The sequence below is a fragment of the Kiritimatiellia bacterium genome, from assembly GCA_028715905.1.
Taxonomy (GTDB): Bacteria; Verrucomicrobiota; Kiritimatiellia; order JAAZAB01; family JAAZAB01; genus JAQUQV01.
On record JAQUQV010000062.1, the window covers coordinates 1 to 13191 of the forward strand.

Consider the following 13191-nt stretch of genomic DNA (forward strand, 5'->3'; position numbering starts at 1 on the left):
TGATAACAGAATATCCGTTGCGCGGCAAGCTGTTTTGTCCGGCCCCGGTAGGGGTGCGTATTTGCGGGCATTTGCTCATCCGCTTTTTGCGGCGCCATTGCCGGATGTTTGCGCGGAAGATTCCGGAAAGCCGTTTTGTCCTTTCATTGAGCATATCTGGCGCAAAGCCTCGTAAAGGACAATCGCCGCCGCCGAGGCCAGGTTCAGCGAGCGGACGAGCGCGCTTTGCATCGGAATGCCGAGGGTCAGGGCGGGATGGTTTGCCAAAAGGTCGTCCGGTAAACCGCGGCTTTCGCTTCCAAAAACAAGATAGTCGCCCGGCCGGTAAGAAACGGAGGTATACGTCTTTTTCCCGGCGGTGCTGAAAAGGAAAAAGCGTTTCCCCGATATTTCAGGCATGAATTGCTCCAGGGAGGAATGGCGGCGCAAGTCAACGGATGCCCAGTAATCCAAACCGGCCCTTCTCAGGGCGGGATTGTTCAGCCTGAAGCCGGTCGGCCCGACCAGATGCAGTGTTGTCCCGGTGGCCGCGCAGAGCCGGGCGATATTGCCGGTGTTCGGCGGTATTTCCGGCTCAATCAGGGCGATATTCAAAACCGGCGCCGGCCGGACAAAGGGGAGTTGATAACGGCGCTGATGAAAAGCTGACATACCGGACATTATGAACGATAAAGCCGGGAAGTAAAAGCAATATTGACGATAATTGTTATTGCCAAATATAATGAATTTTCTTACATTATTTGGCTGTTGCACGACGGCAAAAACGGGAAGCACCTTCAAGGTATGGATGTCAAGGATATCAATCTGACTCCGGCAGAGCTCCAGGCCATTCTGGAACATCAACGCGCCATGTCTCTCGCGCAGGGCATGGAAGTCTCGCTGGAGACCGCCACGGAGGACTTTATGAAGTATTGCCGCGAAAACTGGCTGCGCGAGAAACAGCACTACGACAGCGCCGAGCAGATCCATGAAATTGAAAAACATAAATATTTACGTTCCATGGAGGAAAAGCGCGATATTGGCAAAACAACCGCGGCGGAGGAATGGTGCGCGAAATATGCGCATCTCTGGCGGGCCGAACGCGAATCGCTGGAGCGCAACGGGTTCCTGCAGGCGAAGCTTACCCTGCAGAGCGCCAAGGGGTTGCACATCCAACCGGCGGCGACCCTGGCCAAAATGGCGAAGAAATACGATTGCGAAGTGTATCTGCACCATGCGAAACTCATCGGTTTTAATTTCATTCTTCAGGAAAAAAAATATCTGAACGTCAAATCGCTTCTGGGGTTGGTGTCGGTCAGCGCCGTTATGGGCGACGTTCTGGAAATTATCAGCACGGGTCCCCAGGCCAAAGACGCCCTTGAGGAAATCGCCATGTACATCAATGAAACGTTCAAACGGCAGGACATTGAAGGCGTGGCCGGCATTGAATCATAACACGCGGGGTAACGAAGGGACGATATTAAATGAAAAATCTTAACCAGAATAATGACGGCGACGCTCATTCCGCGTTCGTTCACGCTTATCGCGGCCTGCTGTTTTTTTTAAAAAAACAAAGTGTTTTCCTTTATCTGGCCCTGTTTTTGGCCGCTTTTATTCTGGCCGGGTTTGTTTTTTATACACTCAAAACCAGCCGCGGCAACGAGCAGGCCGCCCGGCTTCTGGGCGTCGCGCAAACTTCAAAACAATTTGAAGACCTGGCGCGGCAGTATCCCCGGTCGCCCGCCGCTCCGGCGGCTTTGCTGGCATTGGCCTCGTCGTGTTTTTCATCCGGCGACTATGCCGCCGCCGACAGCCGCTACGTTGAATTCATTGAAAAATATCCCCGGCATCCGATGCTGACTGCGGCCGAGATGGGAAAAGTGATGTGCGCCGAGGGCAGGGGCGAGATGGAAAAGGCCTTGGTGGGGTTTAACGCTTTTTTGCTGGCGCACCCCGCTCATTTCCTGGCGCCGCAGGCGTTCTTCGGCAAGGCGCGTTGTCTGCAGGCAACGGGAAAATTAAATGAGGCCCGCGTCATTTACGAGGATTTTATCGCCGCTCATCCGGAAAATAAATGGCGTCCGAATGCCGAGGCGGCCCTGCAGGCGCTTGACCGCCAAATACAGGAACGGCAAAGCCAATCGGCCGGGCAATAATCCGCCGCGTTTCTTTCCCGCCCGCCGCGCCTTTTGAATCAGCCATGCATCCGAAAACCACGCGCCAATTGTCAGTTGGTTTTATCAGCCTCGGCTGCGCGAAAAATCTGGTGGATTCCGAGGTGATGGCCTCCCATCTTATGCGGGCCGGATTTAAATTGGCCAGTGCGCCGGAAAAGGGCGATCTGCTCATCGTCAATACCTGCGCTTTCATTGATGCGGCCAAAAAAGAAGCCGTGGAAGCCATCCTGGACGCCTGCGCGTTGAAGAAGAAAAAACCGGACATGTTGATCGTCGTTGCCGGATGCCTGCCGCAGCGTTACCGGCAAGAGTTGCCGGTTCTTTTGCCGGAGGTGGACGCCTTTCTCGGCATTGATCGGATAACCCGCGTCGCTTCGGTTGTCCGGCGCCTGTTGCGCGGGGAACGCGGTTTCCTGGAAATACCGCCTTCCCCTCGCGCCGTCATTGACCCGCCGGCCGGCCGGATTCTTTTTACCGGCGCCCCTTATGCGTATATTAAGATAGCCGACGGCTGCGACCACCGGTGTGCTTTTTGCGCGATCCCGCAAATCCGCGGGAAATACCGCTCGCGTTCCGCCGCCGGCATTCTCCGGGAGGCGGAGGAACTTCTGAGCCGCGGGGTCCGCGAACTCAACCTGATTGCGCAGGATGTTACTTTTTACGGGCGCGACATCAATGGAAAGGCCGGTCTTCCGTTTTTGCTGCGCCGGCTCGGAAGGCTGGGTGGAAAATTCTGGATCCGCCTTTTATACGGACACCCCGCCGGTGTCAGCGATGATCTGATGGAGGCAATGGGCGAAACGCGGCAGATATGCCGTTATCTGGACCTGCCGATCCAGCACTGCAGTCCGAAGATATTAAGGCTGATGAGACGGGGCGGCGGCGAAAACACCTTGCGGAAATTGTTTGCCAGAATCAGGCAAACCCTCCCCGGAATCGCCCTGCGTACCACCTGCCTGGTGGGATTTCCCGGAGAAACTGAATCCGACTTCCGCCGTTTGCTCAATTTTACCGCTGAAACCGGCTTTGACCACCTGGGCGTGTTTGCCTATTCGGACGAGGAAAACACGCGGGCGGCCAGCCTGAAAAACAAGGTGCCCCGCCGCATTGCCCTCAAAAGAAAAACCGTTTTAATGCGCCGCCAGCAGGAAGTCGTTGCCGGAAAATTGACGGATGCCGTCGGCAAAACGGAGGAAGTGCTGGTTGAAAGGCGCAAGCCCGGCGCAAAACATGTCTGGCTGGCGCGTTCGTTCCGGCAGGCGGCCGAGGTTGACAGCGCGGTTTATTTGAGAGATGATACTGGCCGGCTCGCGCCGGGGATGTTTGTAACGGCGCGTTATGTGAAAGCTTCGGGATACGATTTGACCGCGGAGACTGTTGAAAGAATTTAAAAATTGACGCGGGGCCGGGCCGGTTTCAAGAATGTTTTTGCCGCAAAAATGCGGAGAACCGCGGAAATTCTGCGGCGATTTGCGGCGGTATTTGAATTTATGCAATTGCCCGGCGCCGGCCGGGGCTTTTAACGGAAAAATCAGAATTCAATTTTCCAGTTTAATTTTTAAATAATGAAAACGGCCAATCAAATCACGCTGGCCCGCCTGGGCATGGCGTTTGTCCTGCCCTTTTTCCTGCTGTCCGATCTGTCTTTCGGCAAAACCGCGGCCCTGGTCATTTTCGGCGCGGCGGCCTTGACGGATTTCTGGGACGGCCTCATTGCCCGGCGCAGCGGGACCATCACTCTTTTCGGCCGTTTGATGGACCCGGTGGCGGACAAGGTCCTGATCTGTTCGGCCTTTATCTGTTTTGCCGCCCAGGACCAGATTGTTCCGGCCTGGATCGTTATTGTCATCATGGCCCGCGAGTTCATGGTTACCGGCATCCGTCTGCTGGCCGCCAGCCAGGGGATGACGGTCGTGCCCGGCCGCTGGGGCAAGCATAAGACATTGTGGCAGATCGTTGTTATCATTGTCATTATCCTGGGCGAAGCCGTCCGCGACGATTTGCTGCCGGTGATAAATTCCGGCGGCGGAAATCTTGAATTTGACTTGGCGGCGTTTAATCAGTATTTTAATCCCCTGATTTTCTGGATTGTTGTTATGGTCGCAGTCTTGACCGTGATCTCCGGGACGATTTATTTATGGCAGTACCGAAAGCTGGTGATGAAGGATGCTTAATCAGGAATGGGAAATCAAGCCGCGGGATAAGGCCTGTAAAATGTGTCAAAAACCGTTTGCCGACGGACAAATCTATATTTCCAGCCTGCGCTTGAACGGGCCGGCCTACGAACGGAGCGATTGTTGCGAACATTGCTGGAAAAAAACACCTTCCCCGGATGCCTTCAGCGTCTGGAAAGGAACTTTTCAGGTTGTCCCTCCGCCGCCGGAAGTGCTGAAAAAGGAGACGGCGGAATCGCTCCTGCGGAAGCTGATTGAAAAAAACGATCCCGTCCATCGCAACGCGATTTTTATCCTGGCCGTCATGCTTGAGCGGCGGCGCATTCTCGCCGAGAAGGAAGTGCGTAAAAATGACGGCCTGGCCATGGTGCGCGTTTATGAACACCGCAAAACAGGCGAAACTTTTATTGTAACCGATCCCATGCTCAATCTCGGCGAACTGGAACACGTGCAGGCGGAGGTTTCCTCCCTGTTGTCCGGGACGGACGCCTTGCCTCCGGAAGAGGACGCGCCGCATGAAAAAGAGCCGTCCGGCGGCGGAAATTGACGGCGAGTCTGCCGGAGCATATTTTATCATGTGTGGTTGGGTTTGGTTGCGGCTGGAAAGCCGTTTTGAATGCGGATTGCCGATATGTTTGACTGGTTGATCAAGGACGGCAAAATCATTGACGGTACCGGCCGGGGGCCGGTTGCCGCCGATATCGGCGGCAAGGCCGACCGCATTACGGCGCTCGGCGGTCTTTCCGGCCGGCCGGCCCGCCGCACAATAAATGCCGCCGGTTGTTGTGTGTGTCCCGGCTTCATTGACGCCCATTCCCATTCCGACGCATTTCTGCTTGTCGCGCCTTCCGCGCCCAGCAAGATTTACCAAGGGGTTACTACCGAAATCATCGGCAATTGCGGCGCTTCCGCCGCGCCGATCGCCGGTAAGTCGGATTTGCCGTTTGACTGGCAATGCCTGTCGTTTCCCGGACAATGGCGGAGCATGCGCGAATATCTCGGCCTGCTGGATCAAAGCCGTCCGGCCGTGAATGTGGTTCCCCTGGTCGGACACAATATCATCCGCAAGCTTGTCATGGGATGCGAGGGTCGTTATGCCACCGTTGAGGAACTGGGGAAAATGAAGCGTTTGCTTGAAGAAAGCCTTGACGATGGCGCCTGGGGTTTGAGCACCGGCTTGATTTACCGGCCCGGAAAATATGCGGCCGAAAACGAGGTCGCGGAGTTGGCCGCGGTCGTGGCGCGCCGCCGCGGAGTTTATACGACGCATATCCGCAGTGAAAAAAGCCGGGTGCTGGCGGCCGTCGCCGAGGCGGTCGGCGTCGGGCGCAAAACGGGCGTAAAGGTCCAGATTTCCCACCTGAAAACGGCCGGATCCAAAAACTGGCGCTTTATTGACGAAGTCATTTCCTTGATTCTAAAGGCAAGGGAGAAGGGCGTGGAAGTATCCGCGGACCGTTACCCTTATCTTTTTTCATGCACCGATCTGGATATCCTCCTGCCGGACTGGCTGGCCGCGAACGACCGCGTTTCCATTCTGGGGGGATTGCGCGAAACAAAAACGCGCGGGAAAGTGCGGGACGAGTTGGCGGCAGACCGTTCCGCGTCTTACTGGGAAGGGATTATCGTGGCCACTTCCACCGCGGCCGAATGGCGCGGCCGCTCCATTCAGGCGATTGCGGATAAAATGGCCGTGGAGCCGGCCGAGGCGGCGCTCAGGATTTTGGAGGCCGATGAACTGCAGACCCAGGCCTTTTATGCCGGGATGAACGAGGATAACATGTGGAAAATATTCGCCCAACCCTTTGTGATGCTCGGCACGGATTCCTCCCTGCGCGCGCCGGAGGGCCTCTTTGCGAACGATCATCCCCATCCGCGGGCTTACGGCGCTTTCCCGAAATTCCTGCGCGCCGCCTTGGACGGCAAAACCGTGCCGCTGGGCGAGGCCGTCCGCAAGATGACTTCCCTGCCTGCCGAGACGTTCGGAATCAAAGGGCGCGGAAAACTTGCCGTTGGCAATGCGGCCGATATTGTCGTTTTTGATCCGTCCGCGGTGAAAGACCTGGCAACCTGCGAAAACCCCCATCAACTCTCGGCCGGGATCAATGCGGTGCTGGTGAACGGCGAACTGGCGGTTGCAGACGGGCGTTTTACCGGCAACCGGTCCGGCCGGGTGCTGAAGCCGGCGTAACGCCGGGGGGCGCGGAATTTCCCTGGCCGCCTTGCCCTGCGGCGCATTTTCGGCTTGCCGGATTTTTATCTTTATTGTATTTTTCAATTTTAATGGATAATAAAATTTAATTCAGGGAGGTTGAGCGATGAATAAGCACGGCGCAGTCACAACGGTAATTTGCGTTTTGTTTGCCGCGGCGGTTTGTTTTGCGGACGGCGAAAAAACAACGCGGACGGAATCCTCCGCCCCGGCTTTACCGGCGGTTGCGCCGGTTTCCGCCGGGAAAACGTTTTTCCCCAATGCGCCCGGCGGCTCGGGCAAGCCGGCGCCTTTTTCCGCGGAAATAAGCGCGGACTTTATCCGGAAGGTCATGGAAACAAGCGCGCGGATTGAAGAATGCAAGAAACAGATTGCGGAAAGGAAAGCTTACCTTTTTGAGAACAATCCGCAGATCAAGGCATACCGCCGGGAAATGATTGAGATGCAGTTGAAAATCAACGCAATTTTGGAAGAAGACCGGGATCTGGCGGATTTGCGCCTCAATCGCGACATGCTCCTGACCACCATGCCGGCTTTGCCCAAGGCAGAGCAAAGAATGCCGTTTCCGGTCCGGAAATCGGAATAATCCCGCCGTTTTTGCGGCTGAATCCGCCTGCGCCCGAGGGCCGCGGCGGTTATTGCGCCATGGAAAACAACAACAACCCCGACAAGCAAAAAAATGCCGGTGATTTGCCGCGGAGGGACGCGCAAAACGCCCAGCCGGAGAAACGCCTTGTGCTTGTCCGCGAAACCCTGCCCGACCAGCTCCCCATTATTCCCATCACGTCCCGCCCTCTTTTTCCCAGGATGATCGTGCCGATGATCATTGACGACCCGCGCGGCCGGAAAGCGGTGCAGGAGGTTTTGCAGTCAAATTCAAAATATGCCGGCGTGGTTTTGATCCGGCCGCGGGCCGGCCGGACCGAGCAGGACGTCGTCAAGGGGGAGGACTTGTATCCGGTCGGGGTGGTCGTGGAAATCATCCGCGTCAACCAGGCGGCGCCGGAAACGCCCCTGCAGATTATGCTGGGCGTTCTGGAACGTTTCCGGATAGAAAAGATCGCCGCCGAAGAGCCGGTTATCAAGGCGCAGGTCAGGTATCTGGTTGAAACCGAAATGTCGGTCAACGAGGAATTGAAGGCGTATTCCATCGCCATCATCACTTCCATAAAAGAGCTCATCAAGCTCAATCCGCTGTTCAAGGACGAATTGAACCTTTTCCTGACCCGCGCCAACCTGAATGAGCCCGGCCGTCTGGCCGATTTTGCGGCCGCCATGACGACCGCCGGCGGCGCGGAGCTGCAGGAAATACTGGAAACAGTAAGCGTCCGCCAGCGCATTGAAAAGACGCTCATCCTTCTCAAGAAAGAGGTGGATGTCACGAAAATCCAGGCCAAAATCAACCAGCAGATAGAGGAAAAACTTTCCAAACAGCAGCGTGATTTTTTCCTGCGCGAACAGTTCAAGGCCATTAAAAAAGAGCTTGGCCTTTCCAAGGAAGGCAAGGAGGCCGATCTGGAGCAGTTCCGCGCGCGGCTCAAATCCCTGGTCCTGACGGACGAAGCCCGGGAAAGGATTGAAGAGGAAATAAACAAACTCAGCATGCTTGAGCCGGTTTCGCCGGAATTCAACGTAACGCGCACTTATCTGGACTGGCTGACATCCCTGCCGTGGGGCGTTTACACCCCTGAGAATTACGACCTGAAACGCGCCGAGGCCGTCTTGAACCGCGATCATTACGGCCTGGAGGACGTCAAGGAGCGCATCCTGGAGTTTCTTTCCGTCGGCATTCTCAAGGGCAGCGTTTCCGGATCAATCATCTGTTTCGTCGGTCCGCCGGGTGTGGGCAAAACATCGGTCGGCCGCTCCATCGCGGCCAGTATCGGCCGCAAATTCTACCGCTTTTCGCTGGGGGGCATGCGGGACGAGGCGGAAATCAAGGGACACCGGCGCACTTATATCGGCGCCATGCCGGGTAAGTTTATCCAGGCCATGAAACTCTGCAAAAGCGCCAATCCCCTTATCATGCTTGATGAAGTTGATAAAATCGGGGCGAGTTTCCAGGGCGATCCGGCCTCCGCCCTGCTGGAGGTGCTGGATCCCGAGCAAAACAGGGATTTCCTGGACCATTACCTTGACGTGCGCTTTGATTTGTCCCGCGTGCTTTTTGTCTGCACCGCCAATATCCTAGATACGATCCCGCGTCCGCTCCTGGACCGGATGGAAGTCATCAAGCTTTCCGGATATATCCTTGAGGAAAAACTGCAGATTGCCCGGAAATACCTCATTCCCAAACAGCTCAAGGCCGGCGGACTTAAATCACAGCAGTTGAAAATATCCAACGGCGCCTTGCGTGAAATCATTGACGGTTATGCCCGCGAGCCGGGGGTGCGCGGCGTGGAAAATAATATCAAGCGCATCTGCCGCAAGGCGGCCCGCCGGATCGCGGCCGGCAAGACGCGCAAAATCGCCGTGGGCGCCGCTGATTTGCCGGAAATGCTGGGGAAAAAAATCTTTCTGGACGAAGATCCTTTCAAGAAGCCCCGGCCGGGAGTCGTCATGGGGCTGGCCTGGACCAATATGGGCGGCGAAACGCTCTATGTTGAGGCAACCAAGGTCGCGGCCGACAAACCCGGCTTCAAGCAAACCGGGCAGCTGGGCAACGTCATGGTGGAATCTTCGGAAATTGCCTATACCATGGTGCGCGCCCATTTGAATAAAAATCCGGCGGTGCGGGAAATATTTGACAGGAATTTTATCCATTTGCACGTGCCTTCCGGCGCCACGCCCAAGGACGGGCCTTCGGCCGGCGTTACCATGGCTTCCGCGCTTTATTCGCTCGCGGTCAATAAGGCGGTTAAGCCCAGGTGGGCCATGACCGGCGAGTTGAGCCTGACCGGTTTGGTCATGCCGGTCGGCGGGATTAAAGAAAAAACCATCGCCGCCAAACGCTCCGAAGTGGCCGATCTTATCCTGCCGGCCGCCAACAAGCGCGATTTTGACGAATTACCGGCGCACATCCGTCGCGGCCTGAAGCCGCATTTCGTGAACGCCTTTGACGACGTCGTCCGGTTGTGCTTTAAATAATTTTACCGCCCGCTCCACGCGCGGAGCGGGAAAATCATAACGGATTATTCCGTTTTCTGCTCCGGATTTATCACGATTATCTGGCCGGCCCCCTGCCGGCGGGCCGCGAGCAGACCGCTGCCGAGCCGGGCGAATATTTTTTCCACGGGAAAGTTCAGGTCTTCTTTGCGCGCAAAGGTCATGGACACTCCATTGACAAGCGTCGGCTGCCTGGCAGTCAGCGCGGTTTGCTTTTGAATCGCGGCGTGGATGTTCTCGGCCGTTTTTTTTGCCTCGGCCGAATTCATCCCGCCCAAACAGACAATGAATTTATCGGCCGCAAAGCGGCCGATAAAGTCAATCTCGCGCGCATTGCTCCGGATCAGGCGGTGAACTTCTTCCAGCAGGGCGTGGCCGGCGGCAACGCCGCAGGTGGCGACGTATTGCGTGTAATTGTCAATGCCGAAAAGCATCAGCGTCAGGGGGTTGTTGTAGGTTTTGGCCCGGGCCGCTTCGCGCAGGTATTGTTCCAGAAATGCGTGGTATTTGAGCGCCTTGCTGGCTTCGTCAGTTCTGGCCAGATTCCGCGTCAGGGTCAGAAGCTCGTGCCGGGCGATTTGCTGCCCGATCAGATAGCCGATGGCCAGCAATTCCCGGGCATCGTCTTCGGTGAAGGGCGGGTCGTCAATGCGGTCGCAGTGCAGGTAGCCGATTGCCCGCTGGTTCTGGACAATGGGCACCAGACAGGCATGATTGAAGTCATGCTCAAGTTTGATTTCGGCGTAGTCGGGTCCGGCGCGGTTGATATTGTTCAGGAGAACGCGGTCGTGCTTCAAAAGCAGACGGTCGGTGACGTTGCCGTGCGCGGCCCGGCTGAAATTTTTGACATAGGAGTAGCTCAAGTTGCGTGAATTTCTGATGACGAGGTTGCTGGTGTTTTCGTCGGCCGTAAGCACCGCCAGGGTCTGATGCGGAAAGTGGTTCTTGATATTTTCAATGACGATGTGCAACGCTTCTTCAATGGTAAGCGCCCCGCCCAGCTCGCGGAAAACGTTGATCATCCATTCTATAATCGCTTTAAGCTCATTGGCCATGTTTGCTCCCTTCCGCCTTTTATAAAAGAATAAAACCGATTGTAGACGAAATGTCAAGATTGAAGTATATTCTCCTGCGGTCATGCGGTGGAAAAGGAGCGGAGAGGCGAGGCGGAGGAAAATGATTGCCGATAAACATGCTTTTATGCGCAAACCGTGGCTTGACCCGGCGGTTGAAAATTTCGTCCGGCAGGCCTTGCAGGAAGATATCGGCGCGGGCGACATTACCTCGCAGGCGCTGATTGATGCGGAATGCCGGGTCCGCGCCGCGATTGTCGCGCGCCGGCAATATGTTGTCGCCGGGGTTGAAATCGTCCGGCTCGTCTGCCGGCTGGTTGACGGAAATATCGCCTGCCGGATTCTGAAGCCGGACGGGCGCATTGCGCGGCGCGGGGAATCAATTCTTGTGTTGACGGGCCGGGCGCGTTCCATTCTCGCCGCCGAGCGCACCGCGCTTAATTTTTTACAGCGTTTGACCGGCATTGCCAGCCTGACCGCCCGGTGCGTCGCGGCGGCCGGGCATTACCGGGTAAAAATACTGGATACCCGCAAAACAACGCCGAACATGCGTGCCCTGGAAAAATACGCGGTCCGGTGCGGCGGGGGGACCAACCACAGGTTCGGGCTTTACGACATGGTTTTAATCAAGGACAACCACCGTTTTTTGTGGCGGAGGAATTATTCGCTCGCGCAGGCGGTTGATGAGGCGCGCCGGAAAAATCCCGGCAAACCTGTTGAAATGGAGGTTGAAACAATGGCGCAGTTCAAGGACGCCCTCGCGGCGGCGCCCGACTGGATCATGCTGGATAACATGCCGGCGCCGTTGATGAAAAAATGCGCGGCGCTTTGCGCGGGCCGTTCCGGACTGGAAGCCTCCGGCGGCATTACCCTGCGGAATATCCGCGCCATTGCCGCGGCCGGAGTGGACGCGATTTCCGTGGGGGCGCTGACCCATTCCGTCCCGGCCGCCGATTTGTCGCTGGAAATCACCGGTTAGCGTTTTTTTCGCAACGGGCGCGTTTTGCGGATATGTGGCAGGGTGGGGCAGGCATGAATTCTTCTTCAATACTTCTGGTTGATATCGGTAATACGAGCACGCATCTGGCGCTTGCGCGCGGCGGCCGGTTTATGGATGTAAGGCGCGTTCCCTCGCGGGCGCAGACCAGGGCGGCGGTGCGCGCGCTGTTGCGCGCCTGCAAGCGGCGGCACGGGATTGACGGGGCGGTTCTATGCTCGGTTGTGCCGCGGCTTGGCGGGATATGGTCGGACGAACTGGAAAAAGTCTCCGGCGGAAAAGTCCTGCCGTTGAATCATAAATTAAAACTGGGGATACAAATAAACTATCCAAATCCCGCCAGCATCGGCGCCGACCGGCTCGCCAATGCCGCGGGGGCCCATGAAAAATACGGCGCGCCGGTTATCGTCATGGATTTCGGCACGGCCTTGACCTTTGACATTGTTTCATCCGGCGGTTTCTATGAGGGCGGCATCATTTTGCCCGGTCCGATGCTTTTTGCCGGATATCTTGCCGAAAAAACGGCGCTCCTGCCGCGCCTGCCGTTTCCTTCCGTTCGCGGGGCGATGTCGGCGAAAGGAAAGCCGCCGTTGATCGGCAAAAACACGAAGCAAGCCATGCTGGCCGGATTGCGGTACGGCTGCCTCGGCATGGTGCGGGAAATCGCGGCAAGCCTGAAACGCGAAAAGGGCTTGCGCGGGGCGCGCTTGTGCGCCACCGGCGGTTATGCCGCCATTGTGCTGGTGGGCTCCGGCCTGGGCATAGCGATTGATCCCTTTCTGACCTTGCGCGGTCTGGAGCGGATTTACCGTCTTAATTTTCCCGCCAAAAGCGCGCCGCCGGCCGCCGGAATTCCGCCGTCCGGCAAGCTGTCTTGAAATCAAGGAAATCTGAAAGCCATCTGCAGAAGAGTTGACAGGATAACGGGATTATCGTGTTAATCTTTTGGCCAGAAAGCCAAAGTGATGGAATATAAAGAGCGCCTTAATCAACTTTGGGGTTGCCAAAGTTGAGGTGAAAAGAAAAGTCAGGCAGTTGACCAACTGAGGAATAGCGGATTTACAGGATAAAAAAGCATCCTGTAATCTTATCGATTCTTTTCTGCGGATTGCTAAATACTAACGTTCAGGCATACGAATTCCAAACTTGCCGCAAAAGAGCGCAAAATCGTGGGTAGGAGCCGAACCCCTGTTCGGCGATGCATCTGGTGTTTGGAATCGCCGCATGGGGATGCGGCTCCTACGTCTATCAAATACAGTTGCCGCTTTTGGCGGCCTAATTCAATTACAGTAACCGGAATGTCCGGGCGCGTAAGATCGCCAGGCGGGAGTCTGCCATCTGCGGGCCAATCAGGGTTTGACGGGGGCGAAGCCGTAGCCGCCGTGCCGGGCCGGCCAGGCCACCACCATGCCGTCAAGGGACACGATATACCATTTGCCGGAAGATTCCTCGTACACGCAAACGTCCGCGTTCC

Annotated in this window: 12 protein-coding genes; 10 read left to right on the plus strand and 2 right to left on the minus strand. The window is 56.4% G+C overall.

From position 1 onward, the window contains the following. Nucleotides 1–75 precede the first annotated feature (75 nt). Nucleotides 76–651 carry a tRNA (cytidine(34)-2'-O)-methyltransferase gene (locus tag PHP98_10185; GenBank protein ID MDD5483994.1) on the minus strand — a complete coding sequence of 192 codons (576 nt, stop codon included), beginning with the start codon at nucleotides 649–651 and terminating at the stop codon, nucleotides 76–78. Between the two features lie 132 nt (nucleotides 652–783). On the opposite strand from PHP98_10185, the gene PHP98_10190 reads away from it, so the two are divergent. The 8 genes from PHP98_10190 to lon all read left to right on the plus strand — a co-directional run bounded on the left by PHP98_10190 (nucleotide 784) and on the right by lon (nucleotide 9629). Then, nucleotides 784–1434 carry an HPr family phosphocarrier protein gene (locus PHP98_10190; GenBank protein MDD5483995.1) on the plus strand — a complete coding sequence of 217 codons (651 nt, stop codon included), beginning with the start codon at nucleotides 784–786 and terminating at the stop codon, nucleotides 1432–1434. 29 nt (nucleotides 1435–1463) lie between these two features. Beyond that, nucleotides 1464–2135, plus strand: coding sequence for an outer membrane protein assembly factor BamD (bamD, locus tag PHP98_10195; GenBank protein ID MDD5483996.1), 672 nt, complete (start codon nucleotides 1464–1466; stop codon nucleotides 2133–2135). Between the two features lie 44 nt (nucleotides 2136–2179). Continuing rightward, nucleotides 2180–3547: a 30S ribosomal protein S12 methylthiotransferase RimO gene (rimO, locus tag PHP98_10200; protein MDD5483997.1), complete on the plus strand. Its 1368-nt coding sequence runs from the start codon at nucleotides 2180–2182 to the stop codon at nucleotides 3545–3547. Nucleotides 3548–3721: 174 nt separating this feature from the next. Next, a complete protein-coding gene (pgsA, locus tag PHP98_10205) occupies nucleotides 3722–4330 on the plus strand; it encodes a CDP-diacylglycerol--glycerol-3-phosphate 3-phosphatidyltransferase (protein ID MDD5483998.1) in 609 nt (202 codons plus the stop codon). 40 nt (nucleotides 4331–4370) lie between these two features. Continuing rightward, nucleotides 4371–4877, plus strand: a complete 507-nt coding sequence (locus PHP98_10210) for a hypothetical protein (protein MDD5483999.1) — start codon at nucleotides 4371–4373, stop codon at nucleotides 4875–4877. Between the two features lie 69 nt (nucleotides 4878–4946). After that, nucleotides 4947–6521 carry a D-aminoacylase gene (locus PHP98_10215; GenBank protein ID MDD5484000.1) on the plus strand — a complete coding sequence of 525 codons (1575 nt, stop codon included), beginning with the start codon at nucleotides 4947–4949 and terminating at the stop codon, nucleotides 6519–6521. Between the two features lie 127 nt (nucleotides 6522–6648). Beyond that, the gene (locus PHP98_10220) at nucleotides 6649–7128 is read left to right on the plus strand and encodes a hypothetical protein (GenBank protein ID MDD5484001.1); all 480 of its coding nucleotides are present in this window, start codon (nucleotides 6649–6651) and stop codon (nucleotides 7126–7128) included. Between the two features lie 59 nt (nucleotides 7129–7187). Then, the gene (gene lon, locus PHP98_10225; GenBank protein MDD5484002.1) at nucleotides 7188–9629 is read left to right on the plus strand and encodes an endopeptidase La; all 2442 of its coding nucleotides are present in this window, start codon (nucleotides 7188–7190) and stop codon (nucleotides 9627–9629) included. 44 nt (nucleotides 9630–9673) lie between these two features. Here the strand turns inward: lon and PHP98_10230 are convergent, their stop codons facing one another. Beyond that, entirely contained in the window at nucleotides 9674–10702 is a 1029-nt protein-coding gene (locus PHP98_10230; protein MDD5484003.1) for a diguanylate cyclase, read from the minus strand. A gap of 121 nt (nucleotides 10703–10823) precedes the next feature. On the opposite strand from PHP98_10230, the gene nadC reads away from it, so the two are divergent. Together nadC and PHP98_10240 are read left to right on the plus strand one after the other, a co-directional pair. Beyond that, nucleotides 10824–11699: a carboxylating nicotinate-nucleotide diphosphorylase gene (gene nadC, locus PHP98_10235; protein MDD5484004.1), complete on the plus strand. Its 876-nt coding sequence runs from the start codon at nucleotides 10824–10826 to the stop codon at nucleotides 11697–11699. A 53-nt stretch (nucleotides 11700–11752) separates the two neighbouring features. Continuing rightward, nucleotides 11753–12595, plus strand: coding sequence for a type III pantothenate kinase (locus PHP98_10240; GenBank protein ID MDD5484005.1), 843 nt, complete (start codon nucleotides 11753–11755; stop codon nucleotides 12593–12595). The last annotated feature ends 596 nt before the right edge of the window (nucleotides 12596–13191 follow it).

Bases quoted from the DNA above. Each gene is read 5' to 3' on its own strand.
- PHP98_10185 (MDD5483994.1), bottom strand. From the start codon at position 651: ATGTCAGCTTTTCATCAGCGCCGTTATCAACTCCCCTTTGTCCGGCCG.
- PHP98_10190 (MDD5483995.1), top strand. From the start codon at position 784: ATGGATGTCAAGGATATCAATCTGACTCCGGCAGAGCTCCAGGCCATT.
- bamD (MDD5483996.1), top strand. From the start codon at position 1,464: ATGAAAAATCTTAACCAGAATAATGACGGCGACGCTCATTCCGCGTTC.
- rimO (MDD5483997.1), top strand. From the start codon at position 2,180: ATGCATCCGAAAACCACGCGCCAATTGTCAGTTGGTTTTATCAGCCTC.
- pgsA (MDD5483998.1), top strand. From the start codon at position 3,722: ATGAAAACGGCCAATCAAATCACGCTGGCCCGCCTGGGCATGGCGTTT.
- PHP98_10210 (MDD5483999.1), top strand. From the start codon at position 4,371: ATGTGTCAAAAACCGTTTGCCGACGGACAAATCTATATTTCCAGCCTG.
- PHP98_10215 (MDD5484000.1), top strand. From the start codon at position 4,947: ATGCGGATTGCCGATATGTTTGACTGGTTGATCAAGGACGGCAAAATC.
- PHP98_10220 (MDD5484001.1), top strand. From the start codon at position 6,649: ATGAATAAGCACGGCGCAGTCACAACGGTAATTTGCGTTTTGTTTGCC.
- lon (MDD5484002.1), top strand. From the start codon at position 7,188: ATGGAAAACAACAACAACCCCGACAAGCAAAAAAATGCCGGTGATTTG.
- PHP98_10230 (MDD5484003.1), bottom strand. From the start codon at position 10,702: ATGGCCAATGAGCTTAAAGCGATTATAGAATGGATGATCAACGTTTTC.
- nadC (MDD5484004.1), top strand. From the start codon at position 10,824: ATGATTGCCGATAAACATGCTTTTATGCGCAAACCGTGGCTTGACCCG.
- PHP98_10240 (MDD5484005.1), top strand. From the start codon at position 11,753: ATGAATTCTTCTTCAATACTTCTGGTTGATATCGGTAATACGAGCACG.